We start from the raw sequence: 19688 nt of genomic DNA, 5'->3' as shown, positions 1-19688 counted from the left end.
CTCCTGGATCATGGCCGGCAGTCGGCGGTCGGCAGTCGGTCGGCAGTCGGTCGGCAGTCCAAACGGCTGCGGGCTGCGGCCTGCAGGCGGCCTGTCGCCTCTGGGTCGTCGCCGCTACCGTGCATCAATCGTCAAACGTCAGGCATCAGCGTGCGGCGATCAGCGCGACGCGAATCCGTTCCTTTCCTTCCGGCTGGACCTGCAGGGTCACGCGCGCCGGTGGATCGACGGGGAACGTCTCCTTGAACACGGCGTTCATCGCCGGCATGTCGGCCAGGTCGCTGAGGTACACCGTCACCGACGCGACGTCTCGCATCGTCAGTCCCGCCTCGCTCAGGGTGCCACGCAGGTAGGCGAAAGTCTCACGCGCCTGAGCCTCTGTCGTCGTCCCGGCGTCGGGCGCTTCCTCCGGACCGGCGTACAACGTGGCCCCCGCCTTGATGGCGTGCGGCTTCTCGACATCGCCGATGGGCTCGCGCTTGACGGTCGGGCGGACGGCCACAAACGTCAGCTCCGCGCGGATGGGTCCCGGCAGGCGCGGCACCACCACCAGCCCGCGCGCCGGCAGCGGCAGTGGCGCGAACGCCGCGGTGAAGGCCGGCGGATACTGCCCCACTTCGTCCAGGCGCGTCAGGTAGCCCTGCGTGGACACGACGTCACGCAACTCGAGCGACGCCGCCTTCAACGTCGTCGAGATGTTGGCGATGGTCTGCGTCACCTGCCCGGGCACGTCCTCGGCCACCGCCTTCGTGGCCGGATTCTGCCCGCCCATGCCCGACAGGTACAGGGTGTCGCCGGCCCAGACGGCCGGCGAATACGGGCCGAGCGGCGCGGGCAGCGTGCCGGCGGGCGGGGTCACGACCGAGATCGATGCGAGGTCGGCGTAGGCGATGCAGCCGATCTCCACGCCCGCCTTCGACGGCAGCGCCGCGGCCTGGATTGTCGTGCGGGCCGGCACCCGGCCCTTGAAGTAGGACTGGTACGCGGCGTTCATCGCGGCGTAGTCATCCATGTTGGCCAGGTACACCTGGCACTTCACGAGGTGCTCGTAGCCGAGGCCGGCCGCCTTCAGCACGGCGCCGATCCCGTCCATCGCCTGCCGGGCCTGCGCGTCCATCGTCGCGGGCGTCGGGCCGGTGCCGGGCAGGCCGAGCTGACCCGAGATGTACAGCGTCTGCCCGACCTGGATGCCCGGCGAGTACGGACGATCGGTCGGGGCGCCCTCCGGCCGGATCACCCGTCGCTGCGCCTGCGCGGGCAGCGCCACGCAGGCCAGCGCGACGGCGAGCGCGATCGTCCCGGCGCGCATCACTGCTCCTGCGACGACGTGCGGCGCGGGCGCGTGGCGTTGCCGCCCTGCGGCTCGGTCGGCATCGTCGCCCAGTCGGCCGCGGCGCGGCCGTTGAGGTCCCACACCACCTGTCCGGCGCGCAGCGTCAGTTCGCACTCCAGCTTCTGCGTGCCGGGCATGCGCCCGCCCGACGAGTCGATGAAGCCGAACTCGCCCTTGCGGACCGCAAACACGGCGAGGTCGGCCTCGCTGCCGACCCCGAGGTGCCCGAGGTCCTCACGCTTGATGACCGAGGCGGCCCTGGCGGTGTTGGCCTTGATCACGTCGGCCAGCGGCATGCCGAGGTTCAGCAGCTTGGACATCGTGTTGAGGATGTCCTTCATGCCGCCGTTCATGCTGCCGGTGTGCAAGTCGGTGCTGATCACGTCCGGGTAGAACCCCTGCCTGGTGGCCGGCACGGCCTGCCGCCAGAGGAACGAGCCGCCACCGTGGCCGACGTCGAAGATGACCCCGCGCTTGCGCGCCGCGATCACGTACGGCTCGACCTGCCCACGCTCGTTCACGATGGGCATGCGGCCACGGACGTGGGCGTACATGTGCGTGAAGATGTCGCCCGGGCGCAGGTGCTTGTTCAGGAGGTCGTCGAGCGACAGCGGCGGGTTGTTGCCGCCGAAGTCGATCATGACGGGCACGTTGGCGTCGGTGCCGGCCTGCACGGCGCGGTCGACCGGATCCCACTCGGAGCCCTGGAAGTGCGCGACCTTGATGCCGACGATCAGCCCCGGATGCTGCTTGATGCGCAGGGCGGTCAGCTTGGCGTCCATGTCGCCCAGGTTCTGCTCGACCGGACCGCCCTTCATCCCCGACCCCACGATGTTCAGGAACGACAGCACGCGGGTCTTCGACGTGTCGATGATGTTGGTCTTGAACTGCGCGAAGTTGCGCCAGCCGGCGCCGCCGACGTCCACCAGCGTCGTCTGGCCGCTGCGGAACGAGTGGCTGTCGGGCGGCACGGCCACCAGGCCGTTGCTCAGGTAGGCGTCGGGCTCGGTGCCGAAGAACACGTGCGCGTGGATGTCGATCAGGCCTGGCGTCACGTACAGGCCGGTGGCGTCGACGACCTTCCTGGCCTTCGCGGCATCGATCGAGGCGGCGACCTCGGCGACCTTGCCGTCGGCGATGGCGACGTCCATCACGCCGTCGCGGCCGTTCTTCGGATCGATGACGTGGCCCCCCTTGATGAGCAGCGCGTAGGGTTGCGCCGACGCCTCGACCGCGCACAGCGCAGCCAGTCCAGCCAGGACGAAGGGAAGCAGGGATCGCAGACGGGTGGGCAACGGGGTCTCCTCCGGACAGCACGCACGCAGCACCTGCCCCGGGCAGGTCGGGCATGCCGCGCGCGAGGGCGCAGGGCACGCGAACCGTGGTGGCGACCGATGGCCGCGTGTTATAGCACAGGGGCGCCAGGAGGCCCCGTTTCCCATGACCACCCGTTCGCTCGTCGCCGCCGTCGTCGCCGCCCTCGCCGCGGTGGCCGCCCCCGTTCTCACTGCTCCCTCGTCCGCGCCGCAGGCCACGCCAGCCGCGCCCGTGGCGACCCAGGCGCCCGCGTCGACGCCGGCGCCTGCGCTGACTCCGGACGCCGTGATCGCGGCCCTCCGGAAGCCGGAGAACAGCACCGGCAATATCGCCGACGCGGTCGAGGCGGCCACCGGCGCCCGCGGCTGGATGTCGTCGGACATGAAGCCGATCAGCGCCGGCAAGATCGTCGGCCGCGCCTGGACGGCGCTCATGCGCCCGGTGCTCAAGAGCGATACGCGCACCTACCCCAACTACCTGCTGCAGATCCTCGACGAGGCGCCGGCCGGCAGCGTGCTGGTGTACGTGATGGAGGACGGGCTCGAAATCGCCGCGATGGGCAACCTGATGGCGACGACGGCCGTGGCGCGCGGACTGGAAGGCACGGTCATCGACGGTGCGGTCCGCGACGTGACCGAGATCCGCGCGATGGGCCACAAGGTGTTCTCGCGACGCATCAGCCCGGCCACCTCGGTGGGCCGGATGGTGAGCGTGTCGAAGCAGACGCCTGTGCGCTGCGCCGACATCATGGTCCACCCCGGCGACTACATCGTCGGCGATGCCGACGGCGTGGTGGTGGTCCCGCAGGGCGCCGCCGACCAGGTCGTGGCGCTCCTGAAGGACTACGATGCGCGCGAGTCGAAGATGGTGCCGATCATCCAGCGCGAGAAGTCGATGCTCAAGGCGCTCGAAATCTACGGGCGGTATTGAACCGACAGAGTTAGGGCGAGGGCGCCGACGGTTGCTGGGTCTCCCAGGTGTAGGCGTCGGCCTTGGCCGACGCTAGGCTCGCCTCGCCGCCAACTGCGCGGCGCGCGGGAACAGGATGTGGTTCTCGAGATGGACGTGCAGGTGCATGTCCGTCTCGAACTGCGACAGGCCGAAGTACAGGCCGCGGAACGTCGGACAGGCCCACTCCGGTGGCGTGTAATCGTCAGTGAGCTGCCGCATCGTGGCGAGCGCGGCGCCGGCCGACTCGTGCTCCGCTTCCATCACCGAGATCGGCGCGGCGATCCACTCGGCGGTCTCGGGCGTCACCGGCCGGCCCTGGTCGAGGCCCACGATGAACGGGAAGAGGACGCGGTCCTCCTTCTCCATGTGGGTGAGCAGTTCCTCGGTCAGGGCCGCGAAGGTCTCCTGCAGCGGCGGCAGCACGTCGGGCAGGTGGTCGCCGTGGCGACTGACCACCTTGTCCACCATGGCCGCCAGGCGCGGCAGCTCCTGCCGCAGGTGCGCGTGGTAGCGCTGCTGGATGTGACCGACCAGCGCGGTGAGCGTCGCATCGGCCCACGTCGGCTCGGCGTTGGCCGGGGTGGCGGCGGCGACCAGCTCGGTGACGAGCAGGTCGGCGTTGATCCCGCGCTCGGCGCACACGGTGCCGAGCGGTTGCCGGCCGCCACAGCAGAAGTCGATCTGGTGGCGCTGGAAGATGGCGATGGTGGCCGGCGCCTGGGTGGCGATGTCGGCGACGGTGGATTCGGGGGAGATGACCATGTCGCCGAGGCTACCGGGTCGTCGTCGCCCCGTCGTTGCGCGAGCGCAAACTCCAGGTGCTGGGTGACGGCTCAGGGCTCAGGGCTCAAAGGGCATTCTGAAGAGTTGGCAGCCTTCCGAGCCTCGAGTCCTGAGCCGTGAGCCCGCGTTCGTGAGACTCTGACGGCCGATGGCTTCCTCCCCCGACGGCGTGCGCCGGTCACGCATGTTCGATGGCCTCACCGACGCCGAGCGCGACTGTTGGTTGGACAAGGCGACGACCGTCACGCTCAAGCGTGGCCAGACGCTCGCCCGGCAGGGTGAGCCGGCCCGCTCGCTCTACCTCGTCGAGTCCGGCTTCCTGAAGGTCCTCCAGTTGACCGCCGAGGGCACCGAGCTCATCGTGCGGTTCGTCGCGCCCTGCGAGCCGTTCGGCGGAGTCGTCGCGCTGAACAACGCGCCATACCCCGTCACGGCGACGGCCGCCCAGCCGTCCGTGCTGCGGGCATGGCCGCGCGAGGTCGTGGCCACGCTGCTGAAGTCGACGCCGCAGGTGAGCGTCAACATCATGCGCGAGATGGCCACGCACATGACCGACGCCCTGACCCGCGTGCGCGAGCTGACCACGGCGCGGGTCGGCCAGCGGCTCGCACACACGCTGCTGCGGCTCGGTCGGCAGTGCGGGCAGAAGACGCCCGAGGGGTTGCTCATCACGCACCCGCTCACCCGCCAGGAGTTGGCCGATCTCACCGGGACGACGCTGTTCACGGTGAGCCGTACGCTGAGCGAGTGGGAGGGCAAGGGGCTGCTCGAGACGCGCAAGCGGCTGCTGCTCCTGCGGTCGCTGCCGCGCCTCGAGGCGCTCGCCGGATCGGACGAGGACGACGGCTAGTCGACACCCGTCGGGGCCGACGACCCGGGTTCCCGATTCCGCCCAGGACGTCCCTGAGCGTCCACCGAGGTCGACGCCTGCGTCCGGAGATCGGGCCGTTCGGCGTTCGGCGTTTCCCACCTCGCTTCCAGCTTCGGACGATTGGGCAAGACTTCCGAGCGAACGAGCACGCCAACCGACAGGCGACCGCCTACCCTCTGGGAGGTCCCGCTCACCGGCTCCATCCACTCCACGGCCGCACGCCTCGAGCGCGACAGGGCGTGACCTTCTTCGACACCGCCGAGGTATACGGTCCGCTGATCAGCGAAGAGGTCGTCGGCGAGGCGCTCGCGCCGCTCCGGGGCAAGGTGCAGATCGCGTCGAAGTTCGGGTTCGCGGTGCAGGAGGCGCGTCCCGTGCCCGGCCAGTCGATGGCGGCGGGGCTGCGTCGTGACGCGCGCCCCGAGAACATCAGGCGCGCCGTCGAGGGCTCACTGAAGCGCCTCCGCGTCGAGACGATCGACCTGTACTACCAGCATCGCGCCGATCCGAACGTGCCCGTCGAGGACGGCGCGGGCGCGGTGAAGGACCTGGCGCAGGCCGGCAAGGTGCGCCACTTCGGACTCTCGGAGATGTCGGCGGCGACGATCCGTCGCGCCCACGCGGTGCTCCCGGTGGCCGCCGTGCAAAGCGAGTACTCGTTGCTGGAACGCGCCATCGAACCCGAGATCCTCACCACGTGCGAGGCGTTGGGCATCGGCTTCGTCCCCTGGGGCCCCCTGGCGCGTGGCTTCCTCTCGGGACGGTTCGACGCCAGCAGCACCTTCGACCGGATCGACCGACGCTCGAGCGTGCCGGCGTTCACGCGCGACGCGCTGAAGGCCAACCTTCCGCTCCTCGCCCTGGTGCGCGACTGGGCGAACCGGAAGGGCGTCACGGCCGCGCAGTTCTCGCTCGCCTGGCTGATGGGCCAGAAGCCGTTCATCGTGCCGATCCCCGGGACGACCAGCCTGCGCCACATGGAGGAGAACGTCGGCGCCGCGGCAGTCACGCTGACGGCGACGGACCTGGCGTCCATTCGCGCCGCGCTGGAAGGCACTGCCCTGAAGGGCGTGCGGACCGTGGAGTCGACCCGCACCGACCTGTAGCGGTCACGACGCCGTGCCGAGCGGGCATAATCGGCCCATGCGTGCGGAACTGGGAGCGCTGGCCGCCTTCGTTGCCGTCGCCGAGGAACGGAGCTTCACGCGCGCCGCCAAGCGGCTCGGCGTGTCGGCGTCGGCCCTGAGCCATGCGATGCGCGCGCTCGAGGAGCGCCTCGGCGTGCGCCTGCTCTCGCGCACGACGCGCAGCGTCTCGCCCACCGAGGCCGGATCGCAGTTGCTCGAGCGACTCGCGCCGGCGCTCGGCGACATCGACCGGGTGCTCGAGGACGTGTCCCAGTTGCGCGATCGTCCCGCCGGTCGGGTGCGACTGCTCATCCCCAGGCTCGCCGCCCGCATGGTGCTGGCGCCACGCCTCGCCGCCTTCAACGCGGCCTATCCGGACGTGGTGCTCGACGTCACCACCGACGACAGCCGCCTCGACATCGTCGCTGGGCGCTTCGACGCCGGCGTCCATCTGGGGGAGTTCATCGAGCGCGACATGATCGCCGTGCGGGTGTCTCCCGACCAGCGCGCCGCCATCGTCGCGTCCCCACGCTACCTCGCCGCGCATCCGGCGCCCCTCTCGCCGCGCGACCTCACCCGCCACCAGTGCATCAACATCCGCATGGGCCTGGAGGGGATCTATCGCTGGGAATTCGAGCGGGGCGACGAGTCGATCACCGTCGGCGTGAGCGGTCCGCTGGACACCGACGACATCGGCCTGACCATCCTCGCGGCCCTCGACGGGCTCGGACTCGCCTTCGCGCTCGAGCAGGACGTCCGCCCGCACCTCGAGAGCGGCGCGCTGGTCCGCGTCCTCGAGGACTGGTGCCCACCGTTCCCGGGCTTCTACCTGTACTACCCGAGCCGACGACAGCAACCGCCCGCACTCGCCGCCCTGATCGACACGCTGCGCCTGTCCTGACGCGAGCGGGACCGCTTCGGGCGATTCCTGAAGCGCGTTCACAAGCGCTTGCACGTCAGGCCGGCTAGTCGCGCCCCTGCGAGACCCGTACGCTCGGAGCATGCCTGCTCACGAACCTTCCGTCGCCATCGGCCGACGCGACTTCATCGCCCTGGCCGCGATGCTCCCAGCGGCGCGCGCCGCTACCGGGCAGGGAGCCATGCCAGCAACGACGGCGCGTCCGGGCCAGCTGACCACGCGGCGCCTCGGCACGCTCGAGGTGTCGGCCGTGGGGCTCGGCTGCATGAACATGGCCTGGGGCTTCGGTCCACCTATCCCCCGCGCCGACGCCGTCAGACTGGTGCGCGGCGCGTACGAGCGGGGCGTCACGCTGTTCGACACCGCCGAGGCCTACGGCCCGTACACCAGCGAGGAGATCGTCGGCGACGCGCTGGCCGACGTCCGCGACCGCGTCGTCATCGCGACGAAGTTCGGCTTCGACATCGGCCCGAACGGCCAGATTCGCGGCCTCGACAGCCGCCCGGCCCACATCCGCGAGGTGGTGGATGCGTCGCTGCGGCGCCTGCGCACCGATCACATCGACCTCCTGTACCAGCATCGTGTGGACCCGGCCGTGCCGATCGAGGACGTGGCCGGCACCGTGAAGACCCTGATTCAGGCCGGCAAGGTGCGCCATTTCGGGCTGTCCGAGGCCGGAGGGGCCACCATCCGCCGCGCGCACGGCGAGCAGCCCGTCACTGCCGTCCAGAACGAATACTCGGTGTGGACACGCGACCCCGAACACGAAGTGATGCCGACCTGTGAGTCACTCGGCATCGGTCTCGTCGCGTGGGGCCCACTCGGCAAGGGCTACCTCACGGGCACCGTGCCATCGTCGGCAACGTTTCCGCCGAACGACCTGCGCTCGACGATGCCGCGATTCACACGCGAGGCCATGGACGCCAATCGCGCGGTCGTCGAGGCACTGCGGGCAGTTGGCCAGCGACACGGCGCGACGCCCGGCCAGGTGGCGCTCGCCTGGCTTCTCGCGCGCAGGCCATGGATCGTACCCATTCCTGGCACCACCCGGCCCACTCACCTCGAGGAGAACCTCGCCACGCTGCAGGTCGCGCTGACATCGACGGACGTGATGGCGATCGACGCCGAGATCGCGAAGGTGGCGATCATCGGGGCGCGATCGAGCGAGGCCGTGCTGGGCCTGATCGATCAGGGCTCGAAGCTGGGGACGAGTTCTACAGGCGGGCACGGCCTGTCTCCACTCAGACCCGCACGCCCTTGACGGTCGCCCGCCCGCAGGCTGATCAGTCGAGATCGACCAGGGCGGCTCGGGCGATGAGCGCCATGTGGACCGCCTGCGCGACGACCGACAAAGCGAGGATCAGGGCGCCGAGGCGGATCACCACGGGCTGCCCCTGCACCAATCCCACCGCGAGCAAAGGCAGCGCGGCCAGCCAGGCGAGCAGGATGCCGAGCGTGAATGCCGGCCGGGCCAGCCGGTGCGACGATCGCGACGGCGGCTGGCCGCCCAGCGCGTGCATGGCGCGATACCACGCGTGCAGCGGCAGCAGCCGCCCCTGGATGCCGACCACCATCTGGGCGAGGAACCCGAGCACGCCCGCAAGGCCGTAGACCCACGCGAGCCCCGGCGACATCCCCCGCACCAGGCCGACGCCGCCGGCGACGATCGCCACGCCCAGCCACGCCATCGCCGCGTGTGTCTGCCACGTCGCCCAGTCGCGCCCCGCCATCTCCGCCGGACGCGGCCTCCGATGTGCCAGCACGCCACGCACCTCGCGTACGAAGGCGGCCAGTCCCAGCAGCACCAGCAGCGCGCCGGGCCAGGTCGGCGCGCCGGCGAGCAGCGCGCCAGCGATCCACAGCGTCCCGCACTCGAGTCCGATGGCGCTGTACGCCAGGCGTGGGCTGTCGGGCATCGCCGCCGGCAGGAACATCGGCACGAGCCGGTACGAGACGCCGATCACCATCATGACGCCCCAGCCGAGCACGGCCAGGTGCGCGTGCGCCGCGGCCACCGCCAGTGGCGACATCGCCAGCGTACCCGACGCGCGGGCCAGCGCGACCCACAGCCCGAACGCCCCGGCGCCAACCATGTTGAGGAACGCGAGCACGATGTGGAGCGCCACACCCGCGGGCAAGCGCGCGACACGCAGGCCACGAATCGCTCGTGCACCGACGTACGCGATGGCGCCGACGACACCGACCGCGCCCATCCCGACCACGTCGTAGCGCCCGAGCCAGAAGCCGCCGATCATCGCCGCGACGCCACTCCAGAACGCGCCGAACGCGACGTGGTCGGCAAGGCCCACCGCGAACGGCATCCCGAAGGCGAGCGGCGCCACGATGTAGAACGCGCCCAGGATGGACGCCGAGATCCAGCCGAGTGTCACCAGGTGGAGTACCGCGACCATCCGCGGGTGGAAGTGGAACGCGCCGGGCAGGTCGGGCCACAGGGCCAGCACTCCGGCGGCCAGGCCAAGCGCCACGTGGGCGAGCCCGAAGTACGCCAGCGGGAGCGTCGGCGCCGGCATCAGCCGCCAACGCGCCGACGCCGGCGGCTGCGCCTGCCGACCATCAGGTTCGGTTTTCACGCCTCCCGCCCCCCCCCCGACTCCCGACTCCCGATTCCCGACTCCCGACTCCCGTGTTCGTTCCTCAGGCGTCGACCGCACGACGCGCCCCCGCCAGCGCCACCCACAACGAGGCGGCAATCCACGTCGCGCCGAGTCCCACGAGCCACGCCACGCCGTGCGCCAGCCACCACGACACGAGCGGATCGGCACCGATGACGGCCGGCGCCGTCTGCTCGAGCCCGAACATCATCGTGACCCGCAACGCCGACAACGGATTGAGCATGAGTGGGAGCGCCCACGCCACGGGATGAGCCTGGACCACCGGTGCGCCGGAGACGGCCAGCAGCAGCAGGTCGACGCCGAACAGCAGACCGAACCACGCGGCGAGCGCCGCGAGCAGGCCGCGCACGTGGTCGCGCACCCACAGGCCGAGCGCGAGGCCGATCGCGCCGAGCACGATCGACGTGCCAGCCGCCGCGAGCGCCACCGCGCCCAGCACCAGCGAGACGCCGCCGATCGCCGCCGCCGGCAGCACCAGCACGAGCGACGCCGGGGCCAGCATCGCCGCAAGCGCCGTCGCCTTGCCCGCCAGCCACGCGCCCCGCGCGGCCGGCTGCGTGAAGATCAGCGGGAACTCGTCGGCATCGCCCTGCGCGGCGCTCACACCGAGCAGCAGCGACGACAACGACAGGCAATAGAGCGTGCCCTGCAACACCCACGCGACGGCCGACGCGGCAGCCGCGTCGGGCGTGAGCAACGGCAGCAGGCCGATCGCGGCACACAGGCCGAGGTGCACGTGCAGGAAGCGGTTCAGGCGATGTTCGGCCAGCTCACGGTGGAAGGCGGCGGCGAACGTCGGGAAGCGGCGGGCGATGGCCATCGGAATCTCCTAGCCGACCTGGGCGAGTACCGGAGCGAACGGGAACGCCTCGCGCAGGCGCGACGGCGGCAGTTCACGGGAGATGCGGCCGCGTTCGAGCACCAGGCACCGATCGGCCTTGCCGTCCCACTCGCCGAGCAGGTGCGTGGCCACGAGCACCGTGGCGCCGCGCTGGGCGGCGCCGTGCAGCTCGGCGTGCAGGAACCTCCGCCAGTCCGGGTCGAGCGACAGGCCCGGCTCGTCGAGCACCAGCACCGGCGCCTCGGGCAGGGCCAGCACCGCGAGCGCCAGGCGCTGTCGCGTGCCCCCCGACAACCGCCCGGTCGGCTGGTCGCGCACCTCGGCAAGGTTCCAGCGGGCTTCCACTTCGTCGACGCGGTCGGCGTCCAGACCACGCAGGCGGGCATAGAAGCGGAGGATCTCGCCGGCCGTCAGGCGCGCGTGGAAACGTGGCGACTGCGGCAGGAACGAGAGCCGCGCCAGCGCCTCGTCCGACTCGCGCGCGATGTCGGCACCGGCGATGCGCACCTGGCCCGCGTCGGGGCGCGAGAGCCCGGCGAGCAGGCGCAGGCTCGTCGTCTTGCCGCTGCCGTTGGCGCCGACGAGCAGCGTGACCTGCCCGGGGTGGGCGTCGAACGCGAGCCCGTCGAGGACGCGCGCACGGCCGAAGCGCTTGGTGACTCCTGAGAAGGTGATCATGGCTGGTCGGGCGAGACGAGCGGCGCCGGATCGACGACGCCGGGCACGCCGGGCAGGGCCAGGCGCGCGTGGACGAATCGAAGGAGCCGCTCGCCGGGACTGCCGGCGAGCAGGCCGATGGACGGGAAGTTGCGCCGCAGGCGGCCGAACAGGTCGAGCTCGCGGTGCGGCAGGTCGGCGATGCCGTCGTGCCCGAGATCGAGGTGCACGGCGTCGTCCCAGTAGTTGCCGCGGCCGTTGCGCGCCCAGCTGCTCGAGAACGTGCCGCCCGACGTCTCGACGGCGTGCAGGTTGCCGACGAAGGCATTGGCCGTGAAGCGATTGCCGTCGGAGCTGTCCGAAACGTGCACGCCGACGTGGTTGCGCGCCACCGTGTTGCCCTCGAGCAGGTTGCCGGTCCCGCCCTCGATGAACACGCCGGTCGTGTTGCCGTCGATGCGGTTGCGGTCGAGGGTCGAGAACTCGACGGTCTGCAGCAGGATGCCGTACGCCCGGTGGTTGCGGTTGGCCTCGAACACGTTGCGCCGCAGCAGGATGTGCTTGGACGACATCAGCGCCGCGCCGGCCGCGTTGTCGCGGAAGCGGTTGTCCTCGAACCGGTTGTGGTCCGAGTACATGTAGTGCAGGCCGTAGCGTACGCCCTCGACGAGGTTGCCGCGCACGTCGCTGTCGTCCACGAACGAGAAGTAGACGCCGTCGCGGGTGTGGCGGATGGTGTTGCGGGCCACCTGCACCCGGCGCGAGTTCCACACGTGCACGCCATTGCCCCGCTGGTTCTGGTTCAGATCGATGTCGCACAACTCCCCGCCGGTCGGCGAGGCCTTCGTGGCGAACGGGTCGAGGGGCGCCTGTGCGGTCTCGGTGCCGAGGATGGTGTTGTGCTCCACGCGCACGTCGTCGGCCTGCCGCACGTACACGCCGTGCAGCGCGTCGTGGATGCGGTTGTCGATGATCACGGCGCGGGCGCCGGTGACGTGGATCGCGGCGTGATCCTTCGACAAGTCCATGCCCGAGCCGGTGATCTCGAAGCCCTCGACGGTCACGTCGGCAGCCCGCACCGCTACGGTGTGGGTCCGGGCATCGCCTTGCAGGTGTGCCGCGCCGTCGGCGCGCAGGTGCAGGGGCCGGTCGAGGACGAAGGGCCCGAGGTAGCGACCGGCCGGAACGACCAGCACGCTGCCGGCCGGCGCATCGGCCAGGCGGGCGCGGAGCCAGTCGCCACGGTCGGGGCGAGTGTCCTGCGCCACGGTCGCCACCGGCGGCGCCGACGTGACCAGGGCGCCCGGCGACCGCACCGCGCGGGCGGCGGCGCCGGCGACGACGACCAGCGCTGCGGTGGCGAGGATCGCGGCGCGTCGCATCACGCCACCTCGCGCCCGGCCCCGCGCACCGAGTGCCACAAGGCCGCGCACACCAGCACGAGGAACGCGCCCATGCAGAACGTGCCGGCCAGCGGCAGGCTGGTCTGCACGAAGTTGGCAATCTGCTGCGACCCGATCACCACCGGCATGAACGGCGTGATCTTCATCGGCGCGTGCGGACTGAGCTGGTGGCCGTAGCTGTACAGGCGATACGCGAAGCTGCCCAGCGAGAAGGCGCCGAAGTACAAGAACGACACGCCGAGGTCCACCAGGCTCATCACGCGCCCCACCACCACGGCGCGCAGGCCGAACAGCGCGAACACGCCGATGGCGAACGGCAGCACCTTCATCTCGAGGAAGTCGGCCTCGGCAATCGGCTTCATGCCGATGTAGTGGTTCAGCGTGTTGATCTCGGCCAGGTCCTGTCCGTTGTTGCCGGCCGCGATCCGGTAGGTGTACATGTCGAGGGTCAGGCCTTCCTCGTACTGCGGGGCGACCAGCGAGATGCGCCACAGCGGCAGCGTCGCGCCGACGACCAGGAGCACGACCCCGACCAGCAGCAGCAACCGCCCGGGCATGCTGAGGGGACGATCGAGGAGGCGATTCATGCTGACGATGCGGGCGTTCATGGTGCGTACTCCGCGTGCAGGGGCGGTGAGTTGGGTGCGGGTGGCGGCGCGGTCGGAGACCGCGCCCTCCCCGTCTGCGACCCGGCTCTCTGAGCGGTGAGCCCTGAGCCTCGAGCCGTTGGTTACGGTTTCACTGCCAGGTACCCCTGCATCTCCTGATGCAGCGCCGAGCAGAAGTTGGTGCAATAGAAGGCGTACACGCCAGGCTTGCCGGCGACGAACTTCGCCGTCTTGGTCTCGCCCGGGTCGATCACCACGTTCATGTCGTGCTCGATGATCCCGAGGCCGTGGATCATGTCGGTGGTCTGCTCGACGTTGGTGACGTGGATGGTCACCTCGTCACCCGCCTTGACCTCGATCTTGTCGGGGATGAAGCGGCTGCGAATCGCCACCATCTTGACTTCGACCTTGTTGCCGCTGCGCGTGATGCCGGCCTGCGACGCGTCCCACACGGCGTTCGGGTTGGTGTTCTCGGCCTTTGGATACACCTCGATGGGCGCGATGGCGTCGGCCTTGAGGATCTGCGCGAAGTGCGGCTCGGGCTCGGTGTAGGCCTCGTACAGCATCTGCATCTTCTTGCCGCTGATGTCGATCAGCTGGCTGCTCTCGGGCTGCGACGGCCCCACCGACACGTGCCGCCCCTTCGAGAGCTTGTTCATGGCGACGAGGTACTTGCCGTACGGCTCCTTGGTGTCGCTGCCGCCGATGACCAGGTGGCCGATGTTGAACTGCACCGGGATCTTGTCGAGGACGATGCTGTTGAGGTCCTTCTTCTGCGCGTCGTTCCAGGGCGGCAGGCTCCACTTGGCGACCGCCGACTCGACGTACAGCGACGTGTACGCATTGCCCTTGCCGTCGTACTGGGTGTGCAGGGGGCCGAGGCCCACCGGCACCTCGCCCTCGATCACCGCGTCGTGCTTGATCACCGGAATGCCGCGCACCTCGCCCTCGAAGGTCTTCGAGGCAATGGCCTTCTGGATCTTCTCGAAGTCGAAGACGCTGGTGACCGGCTGCAGCTTGCCGGAGGCGGCGATCCAGCGGCCCGACGGGTCGGTGTCGATGCCATGCGGCGACTTCGGCACCGCGAGGAAGTACAGGACGCCAGGCACCTTGGCCGGGTCGATCACCGGCACGCCGTCCATCATCGTCGCCTTGCCGTCCTTGACCGCCTGCTCGGCAGCGCGCCAGTTGACGATGGCCGCGTAGTCACGCTCGCCCTGGGTGGATGTCGCCTCGAGCGTCTCGTGGGCCATCTCCGAGTTGTAGGAGGTCCAGAACGCCCAGCCCGAGCTCGGCCCCTTGCCCGTCGAGCCGAGGTCCCAGTTGAAGGGCGGCGTCAGCACCTGCCAGCCCACCGACATCTCGCCGGTCTTCGGGTCGACCCTGATGCCGCTCACCATGCCGTTGAACTCGGTCTGGTAGTTGGCCGGGTCGGCGTAGCGGCCCTTGGGCAGCGGCACCGAGAAGCGGGTCGCGACGAGCACGTACTCGCTGTTCTCGGTCACGAACGAGGAACCGTGGTTCCCACTCGAATTGGGAATCGGCCCGAGGATCTGCCTGGTCTTGAAGTCGCGCAGGTCGACGCGGGCGATGCGGTTGTTGGCGTTGTCGTTGACGAACAGCCAGCGCCCGTCGTATTTGCCGCCGGTCTGCGACAGCCCGGGGTGATGGACGTCGCCCCAGGTGAACCTGCCCATCATCGCCTTCGACTCCTCGTCGAAGCCGTAGCCGGTGGCCGGATAGGGCGCAAATACCGGGATCGTCGAGATGTGCCGCATCGACGGCAGGCCGGCGACGTACACCTGCCCGGAGTGGCCGCCCGAGTAGAACAGGTAGTACTCGTCCTTCGCGCCTGGCGCGACGTAGGACTGGGAGGCGACGGAGGCATCGCCCTGGGTGGCCTTGCTGCTGCCGGGAGGGTTGCAGCCGGCGGTGGCGGCGAGCGCGAGGGCAAGGGCGCTGCCAGCGACGAGGTGATGGCGTGTAGACATGGTCAGGGGTCCTTGGGGTGGGCGGAGATGGGCTACTGCACGATCAGCACGCCGCGCATGCCGACCTGGTAGTGCCCGGGGAAGGAACAGAGGAAGTCGTAGCGGCCGGGGGTGGAGGGGGCCGTGAACGTGACCGTGTCGCGTTCCTTCGGCCCGAGCAGCTTGGTCGCCGCGAGGATCTGGTCGGCGGCGGTGGCGCGCGGTACGTAGTCGGTGGTGGTGGCCTCGGCGGCGGTCAGCAGGAACTTCATCACGTCGACGCCGCTGGCCAAGAGCACCCAGTTGTGCCCCATCGAGAATTTCGGGGTCGTCCCGATGTTCACCAGCGTGACGCTCAGCTTCTCGCCGGGCTTGGCAGTGATCTCGGTGACGCTGAACTTCATGGTGTCGGTGCCGGTGATCTCGATGGCACGGCCGTCGTGGACGACGGGCGCCGCGGCAGCGGCAGGAGCGCCGGCAGCCGGGGCGGCTGGCGACTCGGGAGATGAGGTACAGCCGACCCCGAGGGCGGCCAGGAGCAGGACGATGAGGGCGAAGTAGCGGGTCATTGGGTTCCTTCCTGTCCCGCAGTCTCCGCCGGGGGCCAGCCCCGCGTCTTTGCGCGAGCGCAAAGATCGACGGCCCCCTCGCGCGCACACTTGCCGCATGACGACGCGACGCCTGCTCGTGCTGCTCCTCGTGCTGATGACCGTGACCGTGGTGGTGGCGCGGACGCGCCAGGGACGCGCGGTGGCCTCGGCGGGCCCCGGCTACCCGGTGCGCGGCGTGGTGACGCTCGCGCGTGGCGACGGCACCATGACCGTCGCGCACGAGGACATCGTCGGCTACATGCCCGCGATGACGATGCCGTTCCGGTTGGCACCCGGCGCGCCGGCCGTCCGCCCCGGCGACCGCGTGACGTTCACCCTGCTGGTCGACGACGCCGCGTTGATCGCGCGAGACGTGACCGTCGTCGGACGCGACGAGGCGGTCGCGAGCGCCGCACGGGCCGGCACCTCGACGGTCGGCCGCCTGCGCGAGGGCGATGCCGTGCCCGCCGCGGCGCTGGTGGATCAGGCGGGCGCCCCGTTCGGCGCCGACGCGTGGACGGGCCACCGGACGGCGGTCACCTTCATCTTCACGCGCTGCCCCCAGCCCAACTTCTGTCCGCTCATGGTCAAGCGCTTCCAGTTCCTGCAACGGGCGATCGCCGCCGACCCAGCGCTGGCCGACGTCCGCCTGGTCGCGGTCAGCCTCGATCCCGCCTTCGACACGCCCACGGTGCTGCAGGCATACGCCAGCGCCATGCAGGCCGATCCTGCCCGGTGGCGATTCGTGACGGGCGCGCCCGAGCAGGTCAAGGTGCTGATGCGCGCCTTCGCCGTGCACGTCGAGACCAACGGCGTGCTCCTCGACCACACGCTCGCCACCGCGCTGGTCGGGCCCGACGGGCGGGTGAGCGAGATCTGGCGCGGCAACGGTTGGGAGCCCGATGAGGTCCTGACGGCCCTGCAGCGGTAAGCCGCCTCCATGACCCTGTTCGTGGGCGTCGACGTTCACGTCGACGCTCAGGCATCCTGCCGCACATCGCTGACCGTCGACCTCAAGGTCGACGGCTAACTGATGGGGGCATGGATGGGGCTACCATGCATCTGTGCTCACGTCCCTGCTCGCGCTGCTCACGCTGCTGCTCCCGGCTCCCGCGCCCGTTCCCGGCACGCAACCCCAACTGGCGACCCGCGGCGACGAGGTCGTGCTCGTCGTGGCGCGCGGCACGCGGGTCGGCGTCCTTCGCTCCACCGACGCGGGACGCACGTTCGCCGAGGCGACGGCGATCGAGGTGGCGGGCCACATGTCTGCCGGTCGCCACCGCGGCCCGCGCGTGACCCTCGCCGCCGACGCCATCATCGTCACGCTGATCGCAGGCGCGCAGGGCGGCGGCAAGGACGGCGACGTGCTGGCGTTCCGCTCCACCGACCACGGTCGCACGTGGTCGGGCCCCGAGGTGATCAACGACGTGCCCGGCGCGGCGCGCGAGGGCCTGCACGGCATGGCCGCGCGTCCCGATGGCACCGTGCTGGTCACCTGGCTGGACCTGCGCGAGAAGGGCACGCGGCTGTACGGGGCCGTGTCGGACGATCAGGGCCGCACGTGGCGGTCCGACACGCTCGTGTACGCCTCGCCCGACACCACCATCTGCCAGTGCTGCCATCCGTCGGTGGCAGGCAGCGCGACGGGCTTCGACGTGTTGTTCCGCAATCACATCGCCGGCAATCGCGACATGTACGTCACCACGTCCCCGGACGGCCGGACCTTCGCCGAGCCCGTCAAGCAGGGCACCGGCACGTGGCACCTCGATGCCTGCCCGATGGATGGCGGCGGCCTCGCCGATGGACCGGGAGGCCGGGTCAGCACGTGGAGACGCGAGGATCGCGTCTACCTGACCAGTGTCGCGGCGCCGGAGCAGGCGCTCGGCGTGGGCAAGGACCCGGCAGTGGGCGCCCGCGCCGACGCCGGGCCCGACGTGGCCTTCATCGCGGCCAACGGCAGGGTGGTGCTGCAGCGCGGCACGTCGGCAGAGGGACTCGGCCCTGGCGCGCACCCGGTGGTCGCTGCCTTCCCGGCCCACACGCTCGTTGCCTTCGAGCAGGCCGGGGCGGTGGTTACCAGGGTCGTTCCCCGGTGAATCGGTTCATCCGTGTTCAAATGCTCGGGGAGGATGTGCTGACAATGCGCAGGATGCGGTTGGTAGTGGCGGCGGCGCTCGTGCTGGTGGCCAGTTCGCTCGTCATGGCCCAGAAGGTCAAGCTGTCGGTCAACGTCAACGAGCGGTTCTCGTTCGCCGGCCCGTTCACGTACGCGTGGACGACGCCGACCGGCGAGTTGAAGATGCTGCAGGTGACCGATCCGAACCCGGATCGCTGGCTGACGCTGTGGAACCCGCCGATCGTCAGCTCGATCGACCGCGAGCTGCGCGCCCGCCAGTACACGCCGGCGCCGCTCGAGTCGGCCGACATCAAGGTCACCTACTACATCCTGATCGGGCCCGACGTCGCGTCGCAGAAGATGGGCCAGTTCATGGCGCCGACGATGGAATGGGGCCTGCCGCCGTTCAGTGGCCTGGCGACCTCGTACGACATCGCCGAGAAGGGCTCGCTGGTCATCGACCTCTACTCGCAGAAGGACAAGGTGGTGGTGTGGCGCGGCATGGCGCAGGCCAACATCGACCTGCGCCGGAGCGACGCCGAGCGCAACGCCGCCATCTCGAAGGCGGTCGGCGACCTGTTCAAGAAGCACTACCCGAAGATCAAGAAGTGATGGCAGCGGCGCGGTCGGAGACCGCGCCCTACCCTGGATGCGCACCGGTCGGACCTAGAACCAGGTCCTGACGCCCAGGACCAGGCGCGGCGCGCCCGCCGGGGCATCGGCATCGAGCTGCCGCGTGTCGCCGAAGGCGCGCACCCACGACACGCCGAGGTAGGGCGCGAACTCCCGCCTGAACTCGTAGCGCAGCCGCATCCCGATCTCGCCGGTGCTGAGGCCGGCCCCGACGCCAGCCTCGGGGTCGTCCTTGCCGAACAGCGTGATCTCGCCGCGAGGCTGCAGGATGAGCCGGTTGGTGAGCAGCAGCTCGTACTCCACCTCGAACCGCGCCGCGGTGCGGCCGCCGTCGGACACGTAGGCGGTGGCTTCCACTTCGAAGAAGTACGGGGCCAGCCCCTGGACGCCGACGGCGAGCCACGTGCGCGCGTCGGGGCGGATGTCCTGCCTCACGCCGCCGACGACGTCCCACCAGCGGTGCACGGCCCGGCCGTAGAGCAGCTCCACGTCGGCCTCGCCGACCCCATCGTCGCCGCCCTCGCCCTCGGTGCGGAACCAGGCGCGGTTGATGTCGCCGCCCACCCAGCCGCGGTTGCCCCACGCCAGGCCTTCGGCCCCGCCCGACTGCCATTCCAGGCGATCGAACAGCACGAAGGCGTTCGTGCGACGGTCGTGCGCCTCGTGGCCGTGCGGCGCGGGGACTGCGGCGCGACGCATCTCGTCGGTGATCTCCGGCACCCACGGCGGGAGGATGACGCTCGCGGGCGGCGGCGCCGATTCGAGGTGCCCCTTCGGCGACGTGCGTTCCTGGTCCGTCCCTGACGCGGCCGCGGTCGGTGCCGCCGGCATGTGATGCCCCGCGTGGGGATCGGCCTGCTGCGCCGCGGCCGGCGCGGCCCACAACCACGACACGGCGATCAGGGCCACCAGCCGCCGACTCCCGACTGCGGACGC

19 protein-coding genes are annotated in these 19688 nt (G+C 70.5%); 8 read left to right on the top strand and 11 right to left on the bottom strand.

Going from position 1 to position 19688, the window contains the following annotated elements; genetic code table 11:
- Positions 1-145: 145 nt before the first annotated feature.
- A complete protein-coding gene (locus tag TBR22_RS07775) occupies positions 146-1309 on the bottom strand; it encodes a RidA family protein (protein ID WP_239492401.1) in 1164 nt (387 codons plus the stop codon).
- Positions 1309-2628: an amidohydrolase/deacetylase family metallohydrolase gene (locus TBR22_RS07770; RefSeq protein ID WP_239492400.1), complete on the bottom strand. Its 1320-nt coding sequence runs from the start codon at positions 2626-2628 to the stop codon at positions 1309-1311. The genes TBR22_RS07775 and TBR22_RS07770 overlap by 1 nt, the downstream gene beginning before the upstream one ends.
- A gap of 145 nt (positions 2629-2773) precedes the next feature.
- On the opposite strand from TBR22_RS07770, the gene TBR22_RS07765 reads away from it, so the two are divergent.
- Positions 2774-3580 carry an RraA family protein gene (locus TBR22_RS07765; protein WP_239492399.1) on the top strand — a complete coding sequence of 269 codons (807 nt, stop codon included), beginning with the start codon at positions 2774-2776 and terminating at the stop codon, positions 3578-3580.
- 72 nt (positions 3581-3652) lie between these two features.
- On the opposite strand, the gene ric is transcribed toward TBR22_RS07765, so the two are convergent.
- The gene (ric, locus tag TBR22_RS07760; RefSeq protein ID WP_239492398.1) at positions 3653-4363 is read right to left on the bottom strand and encodes an iron-sulfur cluster repair di-iron protein; all 711 of its coding nucleotides are present in this window, start codon (positions 4361-4363) and stop codon (positions 3653-3655) included.
- A gap of 169 nt (positions 4364-4532) precedes the next feature.
- On the opposite strand from ric, the gene TBR22_RS07755 reads away from it, so the two are divergent.
- From TBR22_RS07755 to TBR22_RS07740, 4 genes are all read left to right on the top strand, one after another.
- Entirely contained in the window at positions 4533-5234 is a 702-nt protein-coding gene (locus tag TBR22_RS07755; RefSeq protein WP_239492397.1) for a Crp/Fnr family transcriptional regulator, read from the top strand.
- Positions 5235-5494: 260 nt separating this feature from the next.
- A complete protein-coding gene (locus TBR22_RS07750) occupies positions 5495-6361 on the top strand; it encodes an aldo/keto reductase (protein ID WP_239492396.1) in 867 nt (288 codons plus the stop codon).
- A gap of 37 nt (positions 6362-6398) precedes the next feature.
- A complete protein-coding gene (locus tag TBR22_RS07745; protein WP_239492395.1) occupies positions 6399-7283 on the top strand; it encodes a LysR family transcriptional regulator in 885 nt (294 codons plus the stop codon).
- A gap of 229 nt (positions 7284-7512) precedes the next feature.
- Positions 7513-8562: an aldo/keto reductase gene (locus TBR22_RS07740; RefSeq protein WP_370651499.1), complete on the top strand. Its 1050-nt coding sequence runs from the start codon at positions 7513-7515 to the stop codon at positions 8560-8562.
- Between the two features lie 22 nt (positions 8563-8584).
- Here TBR22_RS07740 and TBR22_RS07735 read toward each other — a convergent pair whose 3' ends face one another.
- From TBR22_RS07735 to TBR22_RS07705, 7 genes are all read right to left on the bottom strand, one after another.
- Positions 8585-9892: a hypothetical protein gene (locus TBR22_RS07735; RefSeq protein WP_239492393.1), complete on the bottom strand. Its 1308-nt coding sequence runs from the start codon at positions 9890-9892 to the stop codon at positions 8585-8587.
- 64 nt (positions 9893-9956) lie between these two features.
- Positions 9957-10754 carry a hypothetical protein gene (locus tag TBR22_RS07730; protein ID WP_239492392.1) on the bottom strand — a complete coding sequence of 266 codons (798 nt, stop codon included), beginning with the start codon at positions 10752-10754 and terminating at the stop codon, positions 9957-9959.
- A 9-nt stretch (positions 10755-10763) separates the two neighbouring features.
- Positions 10764-11453, bottom strand: coding sequence for a heme ABC exporter ATP-binding protein CcmA (gene ccmA, locus TBR22_RS07725; protein WP_239492391.1), 690 nt, complete (start codon positions 11451-11453; stop codon positions 10764-10766).
- A complete protein-coding gene (locus TBR22_RS07720; protein WP_239492390.1) occupies positions 11450-12814 on the bottom strand; it encodes a NosD domain-containing protein in 1365 nt (454 codons plus the stop codon). Before TBR22_RS07720 ends, ccmA begins: the two co-directional genes overlap by 4 nt.
- On the bottom strand, positions 12814-13443 hold the full coding sequence (locus tag TBR22_RS07715; protein ID WP_239492389.1) for a hypothetical protein: 630 nt from the start codon (positions 13441-13443) through the stop codon (positions 12814-12816). The genes TBR22_RS07720 and TBR22_RS07715 overlap by 1 nt, the downstream gene beginning before the upstream one ends.
- A 122-nt stretch (positions 13444-13565) precedes the next feature.
- Positions 13566-15434 carry a Sec-dependent nitrous-oxide reductase gene (gene nosZ, locus TBR22_RS07710; protein ID WP_239492388.1) on the bottom strand — a complete coding sequence of 623 codons (1869 nt, stop codon included), beginning with the start codon at positions 15432-15434 and terminating at the stop codon, positions 13566-13568.
- A 32-nt stretch (positions 15435-15466) separates the two neighbouring features.
- Positions 15467-15982: a plastocyanin/azurin family copper-binding protein gene (locus TBR22_RS07705; RefSeq protein WP_239492387.1), complete on the bottom strand. Its 516-nt coding sequence runs from the start codon at positions 15980-15982 to the stop codon at positions 15467-15469.
- A 97-nt stretch (positions 15983-16079) separates the two neighbouring features.
- Here TBR22_RS07705 and TBR22_RS07700 point away from each other — a divergent pair, with 97 nt between their 5' ends.
- From TBR22_RS07700 to TBR22_RS07690, 3 genes are all read left to right on the top strand, one after another.
- Positions 16080-16934, top strand: a complete 855-nt coding sequence (locus TBR22_RS07700; RefSeq protein WP_239492386.1) for an SCO family protein — start codon at positions 16080-16082, stop codon at positions 16932-16934.
- Between the two features lie 133 nt (positions 16935-17067).
- Positions 17068-18099, top strand: coding sequence for a sialidase family protein (locus TBR22_RS07695; protein ID WP_239492385.1), 1032 nt, complete (start codon positions 17068-17070; stop codon positions 18097-18099).
- A gap of 53 nt (positions 18100-18152) precedes the next feature.
- Positions 18153-18731: a DUF4136 domain-containing protein gene (locus TBR22_RS07690; protein WP_239492384.1), complete on the top strand. Its 579-nt coding sequence runs from the start codon at positions 18153-18155 to the stop codon at positions 18729-18731.
- Between the two features lie 54 nt (positions 18732-18785).
- On the opposite strand, the gene TBR22_RS07685 is transcribed toward TBR22_RS07690, so the two are convergent.
- Positions 18786-19661 carry a copper resistance protein B gene (locus TBR22_RS07685; protein ID WP_239492383.1) on the bottom strand — a complete coding sequence of 292 codons (876 nt, stop codon included), beginning with the start codon at positions 19659-19661 and terminating at the stop codon, positions 18786-18788.
- Between the last annotated feature and the right edge of the window lie 27 nt (positions 19662-19688).

The sequence above is a fragment of the Luteitalea sp. TBR-22 genome, from assembly GCF_016865485.1.
Lineage (GTDB): Bacteria > Acidobacteriota > Vicinamibacteria > Vicinamibacterales > Vicinamibacteraceae > Luteitalea.
Note: the sequence above shows the minus strand (reverse complement) of the source record. Positions and strands in the feature narration are given on the sequence as shown.

Bases quoted from the DNA above. Each gene is read 5' to 3' on its own strand.
- TBR22_RS07730 (WP_239492392.1), bottom strand. From the start codon at position 10,754: ATGGCCATCGCCCGCCGCTTCCCGACGTTCGCCGCCGCCTTCCACCGT.
- TBR22_RS07705 (WP_239492387.1), bottom strand. From the start codon at position 15,982: ATGACCCGCTACTTCGCCCTCATCGTCCTGCTCCTGGCCGCCCTCGGG.
- TBR22_RS07700 (WP_239492386.1), top strand. From the start codon at position 16,080: ATGACGACGCGACGCCTGCTCGTGCTGCTCCTCGTGCTGATGACCGTG.
- TBR22_RS07755 (WP_239492397.1), top strand. From the start codon at position 4,533: ATGGCTTCCTCCCCCGACGGCGTGCGCCGGTCACGCATGTTCGATGGC.
- TBR22_RS07690 (WP_239492384.1), top strand. From the start codon at position 18,153: ATGCGGTTGGTAGTGGCGGCGGCGCTCGTGCTGGTGGCCAGTTCGCTC.
- TBR22_RS07775 (WP_239492401.1), bottom strand. From the start codon at position 1,309: ATGCGCGCCGGGACGATCGCGCTCGCCGTCGCGCTGGCCTGCGTGGCG.
- TBR22_RS07745 (WP_239492395.1), top strand. From the start codon at position 6,399: ATGCGTGCGGAACTGGGAGCGCTGGCCGCCTTCGTTGCCGTCGCCGAG.
- TBR22_RS07715 (WP_239492389.1), bottom strand. From the start codon at position 13,443: ATGAACGCCCGCATCGTCAGCATGAATCGCCTCCTCGATCGTCCCCTC.
- ric (WP_239492398.1), bottom strand. From the start codon at position 4,363: ATGGTCATCTCCCCCGAATCCACCGTCGCCGACATCGCCACCCAGGCG.
- ccmA (WP_239492391.1), bottom strand. From the start codon at position 11,453: ATGATCACCTTCTCAGGAGTCACCAAGCGCTTCGGCCGTGCGCGCGTC.
- nosZ (WP_239492388.1), bottom strand. From the start codon at position 15,434: ATGTCTACACGCCATCACCTCGTCGCTGGCAGCGCCCTTGCCCTCGCG.
- TBR22_RS07720 (WP_239492390.1), bottom strand. From the start codon at position 12,814: ATGCGACGCGCCGCGATCCTCGCCACCGCAGCGCTGGTCGTCGTCGCC.
- TBR22_RS07765 (WP_239492399.1), top strand. From the start codon at position 2,774: ATGACCACCCGTTCGCTCGTCGCCGCCGTCGTCGCCGCCCTCGCCGCG.